We start from the raw sequence: 16726 nt of genomic DNA, 5'->3' as shown, positions 1-16726 counted from the left end.
CATTCCACGCCGGACGTACAGCTTTCACTCCCCCACCCAACCAAGCCGAGGAAAACCAGGGAAAAGACCCAAGGGGATGGTCGAAGTCACCGTCAAAGAAGGAGCACAAACTGGAAAGGTACTCGACGCAGCCATCCAACGCGTAGCCGATGCGGCCCAGCGGAACAACATAGGAATCCTGGTCACCGACCTCGGTCCGGAGCACTTCATCATCAGGGCACACCCCGTGGTCCCGGCTGGTTTCGTCAGGTCGCCGGCAACCATAAAGGCAACGTCCAACGAATAGCTCGCTCAAGCTTCTAGACCGGTACATCGGCCTATATATGTCCGCTCCAAATAGCGTCCCTGTTATCGCTAACTGATTGATGAGGATCCCGATGTATAGAATTCCCCGTACCCCGGCTTGGCCAGGCCGGTGCAGCCAGGTTGTTGCAGTCGCGGCCCTTTCTGCAACAGCCTTTCTCGCCCCGGCCATACCTGCTTCCGCGGATGCTCCGCCGCCGCTTTCGGGAACAGTGTCCGCTTCAGGCCCCCACATCATGGGAGAACGTTGGCTTACAGAACGAACCCTCCAGCTCACGGTAGCCACAGATGCCTTTGCAGCCCCGGCGCTGGTGGAAGTCATCTTTCCTGTCGGCTACAACGCTGATAGTACGAAAAAGTGGCCGGTAACGTACTACACTGCCGGGACCACACATGACGAAATGTCCTTCAGGACCATATACAACGGTGAGGCGTTGACTGCGTCGTATCCTTCAATCGTCGTTGCCCCCAGGGGTGACAGCGGCTATTGGAGCGATTGGTTCAACACGGGCACCGCAGGCCCGCCGGAGTATGAGACGTTCGTCATGAATCAGCTCATCCCTCTCATTGACGCTAACTTCCGCACGATCCCTGACCGTGCCCACCGGGCAATCATGGGCGAATCCATGGGTGGCTACGGGGCCCTCATGTTCACCGCACGCCACCCAGACAAATTTGCTGCCGCGGCAAGCCTCTCGGGTGCCGTTGACAGTAACTGGGCCCCCGGCGCGGGCGCGATTACGGCAAGCCCGACTCTGCAGGGTGCTGCACCGGACTCAATCTACGGACCCCGCGCGACCGAAGAAGTCAGGTGGCGAGGGCATAACCCAACCGACCTAGCCCGCAACCTGCGCGGTGTAGACCTGCAGCTGTTCACCGGCAACGGTGTGCCCGACCTCGTGCGGGAATCCGGACTAGCGGACTCCTCGGGTTGCGCTACCGAAGCGGGCGTCATACGTCCGGAAAGCGTCCGACTGCATCAGACCCTCCTCGCCCTCGACATCAGCCACGGATGGCAGGACGAATCCTGGGGGTGCCACAGTCCTGCCCAGTTCCAGTACCAGATAGCCCAAGCCATTGAACGCTTCCAAAACGTCTTCGCAAGGCGCACCACAGCACCAACGGTATTCGATCACACCTCCATCGAGCCGAGCTTCGATATCTACGGATGGAAGATCACCGCTGACCCGCAACGGCCGCTGGAATTCCTGACCCTGGAGGATGTCAGCGCCAATGGACTGACCATCACCGGCAGCGGCACCACAACAATCACCACGCCGCCCCTCTTTAGCGGAGCAAAGCCTGTCTTTGTGACAATCGATGGAAAGCCCACCCGCGTCCAGCCAGACAAAAACGGCGCTATCACCTTCAGCGTCCCCCAGGGGCCACCAAATCAACAGCAGCAATACACCCTAGGGGCCACAACGAAGCACAGCACTACAACCGTCACCTTCAACCGCTGACACGCGCCCATTCGCTACGCCCGAACAGCATCCTGCACGGCCCACTACAGCCTAATTCGACGGCCATCGACCAGACACCTTGAATTCGTCGTAGGACAAGCCCAAGGACTCAAGGTCGAGTCCAATGCGTGGAGGATTGCGTTTTGACGAGCTGACTGCAGGCAGCTCATCCTGTCCTGCAGGAAGCCCCGTGCACCCCTGTCGATCCCGTAAAAGAGAAGTTATGTCCCAAAATTCGCATTTGTCGGTAGTCAGCGATGCCTCCCCGATTATGGGCGGCAACCTTTTCCCGAACTGGCCGCTCCCTCTTTCCGTTGAAGTGATCACTGTGGAGGAGCCTGGGAGCAGGGACGAAAAGCTCAACAATGCGGTCGCCATGCTCATACCCGCCGCTTTGGAGCTCAAGCAGGGAATTATCGTCGTGCAACGCGATTACGGCAAATACACCGTCCGCGTCGATCAAGACGTTCCATGCGGCGTCACTCAAGAGTCCTCTTATGAAGTCCCGGGAAGGTGAACTGGTCAGCAAGATATCTCGATTGCCGCCCTACTCAGCCTTTCGCAGTCAGTCCGGTTCTGCTGCAGAGACGTTTTTTGAGGCATCGCGAGCGATAGCGAGAGACTCCGGGACGTCAGCAAGCACCTACTCGGTGGGCCGTCCCATGTTCTTGTGGGAAAACTTCTTGCTGGCCGAGACAATCACTGCAGTCCTGGCGTCCAAAGTGCCGACCGCGAGTGCATGCTCGAGGCCGCGCTTGTTTTTGGTAAGCACAGGAGTAATTGGTGCCCGGCTTCCGGGAAAGCCCCGGTAAGTACCAGCTCCACCAGCGGCGGCAACCGATCATGCTTACCAAGGGGTCGGCAAAGCCAATGGACACTAACGAGGGGACCGTTATGGAAGATCCGCGGACCCCAGCACTGGAGATGATCCAGAAACACGAAACCACCGCCGACGAACTTTGGATGAAGTATTGGCCAACGGCGGCACGACAACCTCGGCTGACTTTGATGTGTACCTGCACGGAATGAAGGAACGAGACGACTACCAGCTCACCATCCTTGGCTGGGCCCTCCAGGAAATAGCCGCTCTCTCAGAGTTCACCCGTTGCTGTAGCCGTCGGCCATGAGCACCCAGCCTGACCAACCAGTCAGCCTTGCCCAAGTCAGCTAACACCACCAGCTTTACGGAATATCCATTATCGGCGTTTTGGCCGGATGCTCGGTAGTTGAGAGAAACGTGCATCTGACCGCAGCGGCTGAACATCGAAGATCAGCGGCCTTCGGCCGCACCGGTTGCTAGGTCGGGGAACTTTGTGGACTGAGGTCCGCCTGCATCCATTACTGACGACGGTCCCCCGCAGGGATCGAATATTTCCTCCACCGGTCGCCGGAAATAGCGACCTTAGGCGAGAGCCAAAGGAAGGGAAGGAAGGTAGCGGCCAACCTCTATGGATTGGATCGTTTGCCGCGAAACCTCCAGGGCCGTGGCCAGCTCACCTTGCGACATTCCGGCTGCGATGCGGAAATCACGGACTTTGTTTTGCACATCCACCCCCGGTAAGGGCTGTTTGTGTTTGACACGAATATTGTGAATTGCAGAACTGGGCGCGTCAATGATCACCCTGCCCTGCCTGCTGTGCAGCAGTGTCGAGGCCCGCTCCCCCAACTCCTTGACTCTGGCCTGACGAAATCTTTATTATCGGCCCTCTCGACCAGGGGGGGGAGTGCCGTTAGAGGGGGCTGTTTCCTGCCACAGTTCGTGGAGTTAATCCCGGCTTCCGTAAGTCAGAAGTGACCGGTCAGCGCCCGGTTGACGGCGGGGATGTCCAGAAAGGCTGGGTCAAATGGTTCGGCAGATCCAGTCATGTCGGCCACCCATGCGGCCTGTTCGGCATGGTCAGGATGCGACGGGTCGGCCAAGGCATCCATGATCTCCTCGTAACCGGGGAGACCTCCGGAGTCTTCCAGCGGGCCGCGCCGGGCGCCGTCGATCAGCCGGGCCGGCGGATTATTTTCGCCCACGGACCGGCGGGAAACCAGCTCGATCCGGTGAAGCCAGCTGTCACCAAAGTCGTACTCGTAAAACGCTTCGCCTGACCCCAGCTCGAGCAGCTGATCCAGGGAACATTCCTCCTCAGGCCTGTCGCCCGGTTCTTCGCACTGCTGCCCTGCAAGCCACTGCGGGACCTCCGGAAATTCGCCGTCGACTGGCCGCAGCGGCGCGAACGGGTCGCTTGCTACGAACCTGTGCAGGTGCGCGTCCTCCCAGCCAAATGCTGCTTGCAGGACCCGGTGTACCTGGCCTAAAGTCAGCGAGCCCCGGAGTTCGAATCGACGCCAGATCTCAGGCTCGCTGTCGACCAGCGCCACGCGAACCTCCAGGACAGAGTCCTGTCCCATACCCGACGTGGCCTCAAATTTGTCCATGGCACCCATTTTTACAGGCCTCACAGCCCTAGTAAGAAGAGGCATGACCTCTCCCCCAGCCTCGGCCGATAGCTTGACGAAAGATCCGTATCGGCGTTTGAGGCACTGGAATAGGGGTGGATGGTTGGAACTCCCGCCTCCCCGTGACGAATTGGAATGATTCAGATCGGTCCTGTCTCTGATAGTTGCCAGCGGTTGGCGGCCGCAGTCAATAAGCAGGAGATTGGAGACTGTGGGCGGGATACGGGGTCGATGGGGCGTAAAGCCGCGGTGGCGTGATGAAACCTTTGGTGCTATGGCGCGGTCCAAGGGCAGTGGCTGGAGACACTGTCCGATGAGGAAAAGCTCCTTAAAGCCCAGAGACATATGCCCCAAGGAGGTTAAGCGCGAAATGATTCGTTTCAATGAGCCTATTGACACGCGACAATTGACCTGATTCTATGTAACTCCCATCACTTCTAGGAGTCTTAATGAGCAGCACGCCGATAATTGCCGGGTTCTACCCGGACCCGTCGATTTGCCGGCGTGACAGCACGTACTACATCGCCAACTCCAGCTTTGAGTTTGCGCCAGGAGCTCCGATTCACAGCAGTGCCGATCTGACAACGTGGACGCCGTTGACCAACGCGCTCGATAGACAGAGTCAGCTTGATGTCCGGATGGCTCCGCCCAGTACTGGTGTCTACGCCACGACTCTTCGCTATCACGGCAAGTTCTGGTTGGTAACCACGAACGTTCTAGAGTACGGGCGGGGACAACTGCTTGTGTCGGCCGAGGACCCTGCGGGCCCGTGGTCGGAGCCGGTCTATGTTGAAGGAGCTGTCGGCATAGACCCGGATTTGTGCTGGGACGAGAACGGCGTCTGTCACTTGACGTGGGTGTCGTCCGTGCCAGGTCTTTTTGGCATAGCGAGCGTACCTCTTGACCCCCAAACCGGTGTCATGCTGTCCGAACCAAAACTTCTGTGGCAGGGTACTGGTTTGTCCCATCCGGAAGGTCCGCACCTTTACCGTCTGAATGGATGGTGGTATCTGCTCCTGGCTGAAGGGGGCACGGAGCGGGGACACGCCGTCACCGTCGCGCGCTCTCGAACCCTGAAAGATGCTTTTGAGCCGGCGCCAAGCAATCCGATCCTGACGCACCGCAGCACAAGCGCCACTGTACAAAATACGGGCCACGCAGACCTGGTGGAGTTGGAGGATGGCTCCTGGGCGATGGTCTATCTGGGCGTCCGGCCGCGGGGGCGTAGCCCCATGTTCCATGTCAACGGCCGCGAAACGTTCCTAGCGGGCGTGGAGTGGATCGACGGGTGGCCCGTTATTGATGAGGAGAGATTCACCCCAACGCCTCCTACGCACTCCTTCGTTGACAATTTTGACTCCCAGAAATTGGATCAGCGATGGATTTCGCCGAACGTGCATCTGCAGAAGGTTGTCTCAAGTCAGACGCCGGCCGGAATTAGGATCGATGCGCCTAAAGAAGATGAACCTCAAGGCATGCTTCTGGCCAGGGCGCGCGATAGGGAATGGATTGCAGAAGCGACAATCGACGTCAGTGCCGGTTCCTGCCGGTTCCTTCTCAGAATCGATAGTGCCCATTGGTACGGACTCATGGTTAGTGAAACGGGCGCCGAAGCCGTTGCAGCTATCGGTCCCTCCATCGCCTCTCTGGGCCACCTGGCCATAGAGGACAGCCGCAATGTCACTCTGCGGATCGCGGTTCGTGAACCGGACGAAAACCCGCTTTATCCAGCCCACGAACCGGACCTTGTTGAGCTTTCCATCCTGACGGCGGGCGGAGACGAACAAGTCCTTGCCACCCTGGACGGACGTTACCTGTCGACGGAAGTAGCAGGTGGTTTCACTGGACGAACATTCGGTATCGAACCGACAGCCGGCGCGATTGTCGCCAAACGCATTTCCTATCTAACTTTGGAGAACGCGGGCACCCCCGGGCGTGAACGGGAACTTCAAGCATCCGGAGCCAACAAAGCTTAGCCCCCAAAAAACAACACCAGCGCCGCGACCCCAAACCCGACTGCGCGATGTGATATCAATACCCGGCAATTCCTTGCGGTCCAAAGTGCAAGCCACAAGGGGAAGCCAAGTAAAGGGCGTCGCCGGAAGTTAAGCCTTTCCCGCGTGTGCCTTTGTCCTGAGGTGCGCACCCCGACGGGTGCCGCCGTTACCCACGTGTCATGCGGTCGTGTCCCCTATTCAGGGGACCTTCCGCGAACCATTGACACGAGTCAATTACAATATTCCTGTAGTCCGGTGGTGGCACTTGCCGCCCCCGAATTTGGATGTCAACGGAGCCGTCATGAAAGATCAATCAGAATCCACCAGCCACGTCGTTCCGGGCGCGTTACCCCAGAGTGTCACTGCCGAGGCCTTGGCAGAGCACCCGGAAACCCGGAATTCAGTCGGAGAAGCGCCTGCTATCCCCAAGGTCGGGGCGTGGTTCACCACCGTTTTCGCGCTGACCTACTTCGGGTTTTTCCTTGTCCTGTTCATGCCTACATTGTTCAGCCTCGCGTATAAAGTGCAGCTGATAGACCCCGGGACCAAAGAGGCGACTCTTGGCCTCATTATTGGCATCGGCGGCTTCATCAGCCTCGTGACAGGTCCAATTTTTGGTGTCCTCAGCGACGCCACCCGCACACGGTGGGGACGTCGCCGGCCCTACATCATTGTGGGTTTTGCACTCTCACTCGTAAGTGCCGTCATCATCGCGCTAGCACCAAACGTCTGGGTCATTATCGTCGGATGGATCATCGCCCAACTCGGCGGCGGCGCAATCAGCGCAGCCCTAAATCCCACCCTCGCCGAACGCGTGCCGGACTACCAGCGCGGCCGGTTGGGTTCCCTTAGCGGCGTGGCAGCATCAGTTGCCGGAGTCGTGGCAACTCTGGCGGGCAGCTTCCTGACGAGCAACCTGTTGCTCCTTTTCCTGGCGCCCGTGGCAGTGTTTGCCGTCGCGGCGGCACTGTGGCTGGTGACCGTGCCCGATGCCCCTGCCCCCAAGGAAGCCCGCATCGGTTCGCTGATGGACATTTTCCGCCACCTCGCCTTCAACCCTAAAAAGCACCGGGACTTTGCATGGGTTTGGGTGGGAAAGTTCGCACTCAATATCGGATTCTCCTTCTTCTCGACCTACCAGTTCTACTTCCTGTTGGACCGTATGGGCTTCACCCCTGAGACCGCAGGCCAGCAGATGGCAACGGTCGGCGGCCTCAGCCTTCTCGGGACGCTCCTGTTCACCCTCGGCGGCGGCTACTTGTCTGATCGGTTGCGGCGCCGCAAGCCGTTTATCTACTTGTCCTCGGCAATGATCGCCGCTGGTTCCATCACGATTGCCATCTCCCCGGACTTTCTCACCTACATTATTGGCGGTGTTGTGCTGTCAGCAGGTGTCGGAGCCTTCAACTCGGTAGACCTGGCACTCGCGGCAGACGTTGTTCCGAAGGGGAATGAGAACGGCAAATGGATGGGCATCTACTTCCTCTCGGGAAGCCTCGCCAGCACTGTGGGCCCCGTCATGGCACCCCTGGTCCTCGCCATCGGCGGTACGGGGGCTAACTACACCGCGCTGTTCATCGTTGGCGGCCTTCTCAGCCTCGGTGCTGCTATCACTGCTGCCCGGGTGCGTGGGGCGAGATAACAATCCATCGAGGCGCGGACGTCGGTCCGCGCCTCCTTCAATGACCATTCCCGGCACCCAGAACAAACGTTTCTCACTGGGCCACCTAAACACACAGCCAAGCAGGAGAAAGGCTCTCGATGACTAGCATCGTTACGGAACCTCCCGGTACCGACCGCGACGAACAAGGCGACGGAAAAATACGCCAATGGCACGGGACCTTTGTCGGCCCGGCGAAAGCCTCGGACGCTGATGATCCGGCAGCATACTTCCGGAGGGAATTCGAGCTTGCAGAACGTCCTATTCGCGCTACTTTACGTGTAACGGCACTCGGTATCGTGGTCCCGTACATCAACGGCACAAGGGTGGGGGACGAAGTTCTCGCACCAGGGTGGACCTCGTACCGGCACCGCCTGGCAGTAAGCACCTACGACGTAACTTCGCTTGTTGCCCCGGGTGCCAACGCGTTCGGCGCCGTTGTCGGTGAGGGCTGGGCTGTAGGGGCTCTGACATGGGACAACCTGCGCCACAACTACTCGGACCGGCCCGCGCTCTTTGCTCAGGTGGAACTTGAGTATCCTGACCGGACGGAGGTCATCGCAACTGACGACGAATTCCGGGTGGGATCCGGAGGGGTTCGTGCAAATGGGATCTATGCGGGCGAGACTTACGACGCCCGAATGGAACCCGAGGGCTGGACACAAGCCGGTTTCGAGGATGTCGAATGGGCGGCGATCGAGCCAGTCGACTGGCCCCTGTCATCCCTGGTGGTTGCTGATTTCCCACCCATCAGGCGCATTGAAGAACTCGCACCCGTCGAACTCCGCGTCACCGACTCCGGGACAACAATCGTTGATTTTGGTCAGAACATCTCAGGATGGGTGCGAATCAAAGTTTCTGGCGAGGCCGGCAAAGTGATCACGCTCCGCCATGCTGAGGTCCTGACCCCGTCCGGGGAACTGGAGCGGGAGACGAACCGTACTGCTGAGGCGACCGATCGATACACTCTTAGCGGTGAAGGCGAGGAAGTGTGGGAGCCGCAGTTCACGTTCCACGGCTTTCGATATGCAGAGGTCGAAGGATGGCCCGGTGAGCTGGAGGCGGACGCACTTCAGGCCGTCGTTGTTCACAGCGACATGCCACGCGCCGGCTGGTTCGAGACTTCCGACGAACTCGTTACCAAACTCCACCAGAATACGGTCTGGTCGATGCGCGACAATTTTGTTGGCGTCCCGACGGATTGCCCGCAAAGAGACGAACGAATGGGCTGGACCGGTGATCTGAACGCCTTTTCAAGGACCGCAACCTACCTGTATGACGTGCGGGGGGTGCTTGGGTCCTGGCTCGCAGATCTGGCCGTCGAGCAGAAGGCAACCGGTGACGTTCCTTGGACCGTACCTGACGTTATGACCAGCCCTTCGGCACCCACAGCCCTCTGGAGCGACGTAGCCGTGAGTCTGCCGTGGGAGCTGTACCAGGAGTACGGCGACGCGGAAATCCTACGCAGCAGCTACGAATCGATGACCAGCCTCATCCGCCAGATCGGTTCGCTGCTTGACGAGCAGGGGCTATGGACTGCGGGTTTTCAGTTTGGCGACTGGCTGGATCCAGACGCACCTGCCACCAATGCGGCGGGGGGGAAGACAGATCGGTATCTGGTTGCTTCGGCCTACCTGGTGAAGACCACCAGGGAAATGACAGAAACTGCGGCAGTACTTGGCTGTCGGCAGGACGAAGCCGAATTCCGTGCTTTGCACGAACGCGTCCTCAGCGCATTCCGTCGCGAATACGTCACACCGGCCGGCCGTGTTGTCAATGAATCTGCAACCGCCTACGCCTTGGTCATCATGTTTGGCATCCTCGACGAAGACCAAAAGCAAGTGGCCGGCAACCGCCTGGCAGAAATCGTAAAGAAGGCCAAGTACCGCATATCCACAGGTTTTGCGGGAACACCCCTCGTCACAGACGCCCTGAGCAGCACAGGACACCTGTCAGCCGCCTACCGGCTGCTGCTGGAAAAGGAATGCCCCTCATTCCTTTACCCGGTCACCATGGGTGCGACCACCATCTGGGAACGCTGGGACGCGATCCGTCCCGACGGTACTCTGAACTCGACCGGGATGACCTCCCTGAACCATTACGCGCTTGGTGCCGTGGCTAGTTGGCTGCACCGCGTCGTGGGTGGCCTGGAACGCCTGTCGCCCGGGTGGGAACACATCCGTGTTGCTCCGCAGCCCGGAGGAGGACTGACATGGGCAAGAACAGCGCATGAAACCACGCGGGGCCGCGCCGAAGTCATGTGGCAGGTCGAATCCGATGTAGTAACTGTGGAAGCGCAGATACCGGCAGGTGCGACAGCAACAGTCATCCTTCCCCTGCATCCGGAAAATGCCGTCGAAGACGTAAGTTCGGGCAACCACAAGTGGCAGTACCAAGCTGCTGAGCCGTACGGCCAGCGCCCGTCGTTCACTCTGGATTCACCGCTGATGAAAGTGGCCGAGCATCCGGAGGTCTGGGATGCCGTGCTTCGGGCCATCACCAAGCACCTTCCTCACTTCCCCGTTGAAACGACGGAGTTGGACTGCAGGCCAGAGTCTGTGAACACCATTCTCGAGAGTATGCCGGGAGCCCCAGTAGGTCTCAGGGGTGATCTTCAAGCGGCACTGGCAGGCTGAGTCATCAAAGCGGCCACCGCCGAACCATCACTGGTTCGACGGTGGCCGCTTCGGCCTCACAAAGATCATGAGGCCAAGCCTGGCTGTCACTGAATACCACCGATATCCGGTGCTTTGCGATGTCCCTGGCGCAGTCAACGAGGTAAGGGACCACTCTTTTCGCGCGATCCCTGCTGCCGAAACTCTCGGGTCCAATCTTTGCGAACCAAGGAGGGGATTTGTGCCAGGTCCCGGTAAGCCGAGATATGAAAATTACCATTGAGAACGCAGTACTCCTCGAGCTGCTATCCCAACATAGGAACCAAGAAGCCAGCGGCCCAACGCATTGCCTGAAAATCCTGGCGGCCGTCACAGGGACAGATTGCTTTGGTCGATGAGCCTGTTGCTACCTCGTTGGATTGCCTACGCGTGTGCGGGAAGGTGCGACGAACGACCCGGACGCTTTCACACTTCGCCGATGTTCATCCCCAGTTGCCAAGCGGGAGGGACGCTGGCTTGTCGAGATAGCGGAAGCAGCTGCACTGCGCGCGGAGGGCAACTTCGATTTCTCATGCACTACCAATGCCTGTTCGCAGGCAGTAGCGGCTAACGCAGATCGCGTTCGATGTTTTATTGCCATGGCGACGTTCGGGACGAAGAAGGGTTCGGGATGCGTCGTCGCAGGCGAGCAGTGGGGAGGAAGACGCTCCTCAAACAAAGCCGAAGCTGAAGGCTATAGCCGCCGAGTGAGGAGTGAGGGGCCAGCCTGAAAGCGCCCGCCTGCAGCCCTCGGGTTGCCATCACTGCCGAGGGGCCCGGTGTCGAGGCGAGCGTCTCATGGTCTTAGTCCCCGGACCGGCGACAGGAGACGACCGACCCCTTCGCGGGGAGAACAGTCCTCTCATGCGCTTATTAGCCGGTGACCGCCATTAGTTGCCAGTAGCGGCGGTCACCGGATGGTCGTCCCGCAGCGTTCCTTCCATGATCTGCGGGACCGGGATTACCTTCACGTAGCGGTGGTCAACCTTCTCAATGGCCCTGCGCTGCAGAATGCCGTAGTGCTTAAGCCAGAAAATTGCGCCATCCGCGGTGACTGTATCTACGGTTCCCTGGTCCACAAGGCGGTCTTTGTCCCAAACCTCCACCTCCAGGCCTGCGAGAACGGTCCAGTCGTCAACTGGCTGCCAGCCCGCGTCCGACACCATCACAAGACCGACTTCATTTGGCGCCCGATGAAAGCGGTCGCAATACGGGATGACATCCGCGCGGCTGCGTCGAGTATTTTTGCATCCGTGCCGACCAACACTCGGAAGCTGCCCCTCTCCAGGCCTTGGATGATCTTGGCCGCAGTTGCTTCGGGCGTGGTGGAAGGTGCTTTTCTGCCTTTGGGGTCGATCGCTTTGACCCCTGAGTTTCCGCTGATGTCAGTGCTGATGTTTCCCGGGAAAACAGTCGTAACTGCAACAGCCGTGCCGCTCAATTCCTGGTAAAGACCCTCACTGAACTGCTTAACAGCAGCCTTTGTCGCTCCATAGAATGTTTGGCCGGCGAATGGGAGCAAGGCTGAGAGGCTGGATACGTTAAGGATGGCCGCTGCGGGACGACACCTTAAGGCCGGCAGGAACGTCTTGCACATGTTCACGGTGCCCCAGAGATTTACGTTCATTACGCGCTCAAAGTCTTCAAATGACAAGTCAGCCACAGGCACAAAGCGATGAATGATGCCCGCTACATTGATGAGGCCATCGACGTGGCCGTGGAGGCTGGTGACGTCTTCGAGTAGCGCTGCGACGGCCTGACGGTCAGTCACGTTTACCACGTGGGTGCTCAGTGTGCCTGTTCCGGTTGCCAAGGCCTGTGTTCCTTCGAGCGCATCGGCGTTCAGATCGACGGCGGAAACCGTTGCTCCCTTTCGGAGGAGCCCCAGCACTACTTGGCGGCCGATGCCGTTGCCGCCACCCGTCACTACGAACGTTTTGCCGTAAACCTGCATGTCGCTGGCCTTTCTGTCGAATGAATTAAGTGCTTTGGGGTGCATTATCAGGACATTGATCTCTGATATGTGTCCCAGGTCCGCCTGCAACCGGGGGCGGACGTGTCGCCGGCGACTTCAGGGCGTGCCTGTCCGACGTTCCCCTTGCAGGGCGTACCCTTGCCCGGCCCCCGGTCTTGTGCAGAGCGGGAGGTCAGTAGGTGTAGAGGCTGAACCTAACGATTCCCGCTTCAGGGAGTTTGGTGGGGATAGCCCTGTCCGACATCGGAGGTGTGCCCACGAACGGGAAAGGAACCAGGGTCCCCGACGCAGTTTCATCACCATTGATACGGCGGGTGACTATCAGTTCACCTGCCTCCAGCCGATACTCGGCTGCCGAAAGGAAGGAGACTGGGGCTCCTTCGCCGGCAAAGGGCGTGACCCAAAAACCGCGACCGATGACGAAAGCCCCGTCACCGTCCTCAATGACCAACCCGTAGGCAGGGTAGGTGGGCAGTGCCGGGCTCCAGTCGGACTGGGTGTTAATCTGAAGCGCCGTTTCGCCAAACTGGAAAGAGGCTGACGGAGTCTCGTCGTTAAGCACGAAGCCTTGCATCCGGGCTTCAGGGTTCGTACGAATAATGGCAGCCGCCGCCGAGAGCAGGTAATAGGCGTCTTTGAGGCCCGTGCTGCTGTCCGCGTCCGGGTCCATGTCATCGACGCCAAACGGGGATACCCCTAGTGCACGGTGGCCGCCGACTGCGGAAAACATTTGTGCGATGCCGACTGTATCGGCCCGCAATTCGGGTATGAACAGCCGGCCTTTCCTGGCGGAGAAGGCACTGAAGACAGGCTCGGCGTCATCTACGTACATATCAGGGGCGAGGAAATCCAGAGCTGGGGCCAGCGAATCCCAGATCGGTGCGACCGGGGCGACCGGTCCTCCGCTCGGGTACTCACCGGGGCGCTTGCCGCCCGCGAGTGGGACTGGGCCGTCCAGGACGCTGTCTGCATCCAGCCAGGCATTTACGAACAATGGAACTCTGTGGTTTTGAGCTCCCGCGGAGGCGACAGCATCCACGTAGGAAGCATATGCAGCTGCCATAAAGGCCTCGTCCACACGGTCTCCTTCACCGAACACCTCCTTCCAGGTGCCTTCGGTTCGGGATCCGTTTTCTTGCCAGTTTTGATGGACCGGAATGCCGAAATCAGCCGAGACGGCTTTGATCACTGCAGCGGGTACGCGCCCTTCAAAAGCCGCTTGCGCTGCTTGCGAGTGGTCCCGGGATGCTCCGAGGAGTCCGACTTCGTTCTCGACCTGGACCATCAGGACGGTGCCTTCATGGTCGGTGTCAGAGAGCCGCTGCATAAGCGCGGCAAAGGCCCGGGAGTCAGCGGCCTTCGCCTCGGACGAGAACGGGGAAACGTGCTCGATGCGGCGTCCGTCAGCCAGTTCAGCCCGGGGGAAGCGCATTACGTCCTTCTTGACCCAGTGCGGTGCATAGGTGGAGGCGGCGTTCTTCCACGAACCAAACCACAACGGAATCAGCCGCAGCTCGAACTCGTGCGCTGTGGCGATCATCGCGTCGATGAGGGTGTAGTTGAATTTGCCCTCTTCCGGTTCGAAAAGATCCCAGGCGACCGGGGCAAGTACCGTGTTGGCGCCAAGCAGTTTAATGGTTGCGAAAGAACTCGCGATCGCTTCAAGGGTGCTTGAACTGGAGTTGTGCACTTCGGCGCCAACGATCAGGAACGGCTGGCCGTCGACTGCCAGGTAGGGGCCTGTCCACTGGTCTACGACGGTGCTTGGAGTTTGATGCATGTTGGTTTCTTCCACTAATAGGCTCCATTGGCGAAGCCGAGCCTGCTACGGATTTGGGCGTTGGGTCCTACCTGAAGCGAGAACGGTCTTGGCCAGTGCGATTGGACGCCTGTTCGGGATTGCGCCCGATAACCGTTGACTGGGCTTTCCATTCCTGGTTCTGGGGATTTCAGGCCGGGCGGCTGTCGCGCATCAGGTGCGCCAGGGTTTCCTCTGGAACCGGCACGCCGGAAATGTTGATGAACTGGGTCATGGTCATGGACGACAGCATGGCCAGGTGTTCGGCAGAGACTTCGACCGAATTGAATCCGAGTGCTTCCATGACGCGGTTGCCCACTTGGGGGTGTTCAAACCATTCACCCATGGGGGTCTCCATGGTGAGCTCGGTGACGATAAGGTCGCCGGTCAGCGTGAGGCTCTCGTCATGCAGGATGGTGTGGGCATCAGTGCCAATTTGAATCCGGTATTCACCTGGGGCGACAACCCAGCGACGATACTGGATGTCCCAGTAGGCGAAGGCCCGTCGTGGAAGGTCGATCGTGACAGTCTTCGTTTCGCCGGGTTCGAGGTGCACCTTATCGAACCCCCGCAGTTCCCGTGCCGGACGTCGCACGGGGCCGGCTTGGGTTGCGACATAGACCTGAACCACGTGCTTGCCGGGCCTGTCTCCGGTATTTCGTACATCGACGTTGACTGTGACGTCTTCACTTGATGTCACTGTCACCCGGGGGGCTGAAGTGGAAAAAGAGGTGTACGAAAGGCCGTGACCGAACGGGTATCGGATAGCTGTGTCGAAGGTGGTGAAGTAGCGGTAGCCGACCATCACGCCTTCGCCGTACCTGACGTGCCCGCGTTCGCCCGGGAAGTTCAGGCTACTGGGGTGGTCCTGCAGCCGCAGCGGGATGCTTTCCGCCAGGTGCCCGGAAGGGTTCGTGCGGCCAAATAGGATATCGGCAATTGCGTGCCCACCTCCCTGCCCCAGCAGGAAACCTTCGAGGATGGCATGGACGTCGTCATGCCACCCCTCCAGAGAGACGACGCCGCCATTGGAAAGGACGACTATCGTACGGGGTGCGACGGCAGCTACCGCAGCGATCAGCTCCGATTGGGCCGCAGGCAAATCGAGGTTTTCGCGGTCCATCCCCTCGGACTCAGCCACTTCGTCCAGGCCAGCAAAGATCACCGCAATATCGCAGTGCCGGGCCGTATCAAGGGCCTCCTGCCGCAGCGTGGCGTCTTCATCACCGCCGATCGCGAAACCCTGTGCATAGGTCACCGTCACCTCATGCTCTCCTGCGAGGGCATGTATAGCCTCAAGGGGCTGGTCCAGGTGGGTGGCATTGACATGCGCGCTGCCTCCGCCTTGGTAACGGAGCTTGGCAGCGAACTCGCCGATGACTGCGAGGCGGGTGCCTGCTTTCAATGGCAGGGTTTGAGCCTCATTCTTCAGTAAGACCGCGCAGTCGGCTGCAAGCTCTCGAGCAATGCGATGTTGGGCGGTGTAGTCGATATCTGTCGTTGATTCGGGAACGTACTGGGCCAGTGCGGCAATCCTGGCGATACTCTCGTCGAGCTCATGTTCGTCCAGCTCACCTGAGCGCACCGCTGCACGAACATCGTGGTCATGCGCGGCGCTACCTCCTGGCATTTCGAGGTCCAATCCTGCCCGAAGGCTTGCCACGCGGTCCGTTACAGCGTTCCAGTCGGATACAACGACTCCGGAAAAACCCCACTCATCACGAAGCACCTCGGTCAGCAGCCAGGGGTTTGCCGACGCAAACTGTCCGTTGATCTTGTTATAGGCCGCCATGACGGTCGCTGGTTGTGCTTCTGTGACAACCCGTTCAAAAGCCGGTAAATAAATCTCCCGAAGCGTCCGCTCATCAACGTCCGCGCTGATCGTCTGCCGGTTCGTCTCTTGGTTGTTCGCTGCAAAGTGCTTGACCGAGACTCCCGGGCCTTCGGACTGGAGGGCCTTAACGAAGGCGGATCCCAGTACCCCGGTGAGGTGAGGATCTTCCGAATAGTATTCGAAGTTTCGTCCGCACAACGGGGAGCGTTTTATGTTGATTCCCGGACCAAGGACAATGTGTACGCCTTGGGCGAGGGCCTCTTTGCCGATGGCGGAGCCCAAACGCGACGCTATACCCGGGTCCCAGCTGGAGCCAATCGCGACGCCGGGAGGGAAACACGTGGCTGGGTCGCTTTCGAACATTGCGAGGTGGTCGTGGCGTCCTGACTGGTGGCGCAATCCGTAGGTTCCATCGGCCAAGGTCACTGCAGGAAGGCCCAATTCGTCGATGGGTTCGGTCTCCCAGAAATTCTGCCCGGACAGCAGGGAGGCCTTTCGGTCGGCAGGCATGCCAGCTATTTCAGTCATGGCACTGGTATCAACAGTGGCGCCGGTCTGGGCTTGTGTTTGATTGGTCATTGACAGAACTTTCCG

General features: G+C 59.4%; 13 protein-coding genes. 6 read left to right on the top strand and 7 right to left on the bottom strand.

Annotated features, from left to right (window positions below):
* The first annotated feature begins 76 nt into the window (after nucleotides 1-76).
* The 3 genes from ASG79_RS22475 (at nucleotide 77) to ASG79_RS23670 (ending at nucleotide 2283) form a co-directional block, all read left to right on the top strand.
* Nucleotides 77-286, top strand: a complete 210-nt coding sequence (locus ASG79_RS22475; RefSeq protein ID WP_056394342.1) for a hypothetical protein — start codon at nucleotides 77-79, stop codon at nucleotides 284-286.
* A gap of 253 nt (nucleotides 287-539) precedes the next feature.
* Nucleotides 540-1766: an alpha/beta hydrolase gene (locus ASG79_RS22470; protein WP_056394339.1), complete on the top strand. Its 1227-nt coding sequence runs from the start codon at nucleotides 540-542 to the stop codon at nucleotides 1764-1766.
* Nucleotides 1767-1989: 223 nt separating this feature from the next.
* Nucleotides 1990-2283, top strand: a complete 294-nt coding sequence (locus tag ASG79_RS23670; protein WP_056394336.1) for a hypothetical protein — start codon at nucleotides 1990-1992, stop codon at nucleotides 2281-2283.
* Nucleotides 2284-2409: 126 nt separating this feature from the next.
* Here the strand turns inward: ASG79_RS23670 and ASG79_RS24340 are convergent, their stop codons facing one another.
* From ASG79_RS24340 to ASG79_RS22450, 3 genes are all read right to left on the bottom strand, one after another.
* Nucleotides 2410-2538, bottom strand: coding sequence for a hypothetical protein (locus ASG79_RS24340; protein WP_268760865.1), 129 nt, complete (start codon nucleotides 2536-2538; stop codon nucleotides 2410-2412).
* A 630-nt stretch (nucleotides 2539-3168) separates the two neighbouring features.
* Entirely contained in the window at nucleotides 3169-3387 is a 219-nt protein-coding gene (locus tag ASG79_RS23320; protein ID WP_307090547.1) for a helix-turn-helix transcriptional regulator, read from the bottom strand.
* Between the two features lie 164 nt (nucleotides 3388-3551).
* Nucleotides 3552-4193 (bottom strand): plasmid pRiA4b ORF-3 family protein, encoded by a 642-nt coding sequence (locus ASG79_RS22450; protein WP_235509916.1) that lies wholly within the window; start codon nucleotides 4191-4193, stop codon nucleotides 3552-3554.
* A gap of 470 nt (nucleotides 4194-4663) precedes the next feature.
* On the opposite strand from ASG79_RS22450, the gene ASG79_RS22445 reads away from it, so the two are divergent.
* The 3 genes from ASG79_RS22445 (at nucleotide 4664) to ASG79_RS22435 (ending at nucleotide 10507) form a co-directional block, all read left to right on the top strand.
* Entirely contained in the window at nucleotides 4664-6190 is a 1527-nt protein-coding gene (locus ASG79_RS22445) for a glycoside hydrolase family 43 protein (protein WP_082581905.1), read from the top strand.
* 322 nt (nucleotides 6191-6512) lie between these two features.
* The gene (locus ASG79_RS22440) at nucleotides 6513-7853 is read left to right on the top strand and encodes an MFS transporter (protein WP_056394325.1); all 1341 of its coding nucleotides are present in this window, start codon (nucleotides 6513-6515) and stop codon (nucleotides 7851-7853) included.
* 119 nt (nucleotides 7854-7972) lie between these two features.
* A complete protein-coding gene (locus ASG79_RS22435; protein ID WP_082581904.1) occupies nucleotides 7973-10507 on the top strand; it encodes a glycoside hydrolase family 78 protein in 2535 nt (844 codons plus the stop codon).
* Nucleotides 10508-11415: 908 nt separating this feature from the next.
* On the opposite strand, the gene ASG79_RS22430 is transcribed toward ASG79_RS22435, so the two are convergent.
* The 4 genes from ASG79_RS22430 to ASG79_RS22415 form a co-directional block, all read right to left on the bottom strand.
* The gene (locus tag ASG79_RS22430) at nucleotides 11416-11694 is read right to left on the bottom strand and encodes a hypothetical protein (RefSeq protein ID WP_156400271.1); all 279 of its coding nucleotides are present in this window, start codon (nucleotides 11692-11694) and stop codon (nucleotides 11416-11418) included.
* On the bottom strand, nucleotides 11691-12524 hold the full coding sequence (locus tag ASG79_RS22425) for an SDR family NAD(P)-dependent oxidoreductase (protein WP_235509915.1): 834 nt from the start codon (nucleotides 12522-12524) through the stop codon (nucleotides 11691-11693). Before ASG79_RS22425 ends, ASG79_RS22430 begins: the two co-directional genes overlap by 4 nt.
* Nucleotides 12525-12672: 148 nt before the next feature.
* Nucleotides 12673-14295: a DUF5597 domain-containing protein gene (locus tag ASG79_RS22420; protein ID WP_235509914.1), complete on the bottom strand. Its 1623-nt coding sequence runs from the start codon at nucleotides 14293-14295 to the stop codon at nucleotides 12673-12675.
* Between the two features lie 154 nt (nucleotides 14296-14449).
* Nucleotides 14450-16711 (bottom strand): glycoside hydrolase family 3 C-terminal domain-containing protein, encoded by a 2262-nt coding sequence (locus ASG79_RS22415; RefSeq protein ID WP_235509913.1) that lies wholly within the window; start codon nucleotides 16709-16711, stop codon nucleotides 14450-14452.
* Nucleotides 16712-16726 lie beyond the last annotated feature (15 nt).

Source organism: Arthrobacter sp. Soil761 (assembly GCF_001428325.1).
Classification (GTDB): Bacteria; Actinomycetota; Actinomycetes; order Actinomycetales; family Micrococcaceae; genus Arthrobacter.
This window is presented reverse-complemented; position numbering and strand designations above follow the sequence as displayed.

Excerpts from the sequence above, each read along its gene's own strand:
- ASG79_RS22475 (WP_056394342.1), top strand. The coding sequence starts at position 77 with ATGGTCGAAGTCACCGTCAAAGAAGGAGCACAAACTGGAAAGGTACTC.
- ASG79_RS22470 (WP_056394339.1), top strand. The coding sequence starts at position 540 with ATGGGAGAACGTTGGCTTACAGAACGAACCCTCCAGCTCACGGTAGCC.
- ASG79_RS23670 (WP_056394336.1), top strand. The coding sequence starts at position 1,990 with ATGTCCCAAAATTCGCATTTGTCGGTAGTCAGCGATGCCTCCCCGATT.
- ASG79_RS22450 (WP_235509916.1), bottom strand. The coding sequence starts at position 4,193 with ATGGACAAATTTGAGGCCACGTCGGGTATGGGACAGGACTCTGTCCTG.
- ASG79_RS22445 (WP_082581905.1), top strand. The coding sequence starts at position 4,664 with ATGAGCAGCACGCCGATAATTGCCGGGTTCTACCCGGACCCGTCGATT.
- ASG79_RS22440 (WP_056394325.1), top strand. The coding sequence starts at position 6,513 with ATGAAAGATCAATCAGAATCCACCAGCCACGTCGTTCCGGGCGCGTTA.
- ASG79_RS22435 (WP_082581904.1), top strand. The coding sequence starts at position 7,973 with ATGACTAGCATCGTTACGGAACCTCCCGGTACCGACCGCGACGAACAA.
- ASG79_RS22425 (WP_235509915.1), bottom strand. The coding sequence starts at position 12,524 with ATGCACCCCAAAGCACTTAATTCATTCGACAGAAAGGCCAGCGACATG.
- ASG79_RS22415 (WP_235509913.1), bottom strand. The coding sequence starts at position 16,711 with ATGACCAATCAAACACAAGCCCAGACCGGCGCCACTGTTGATACCAGT.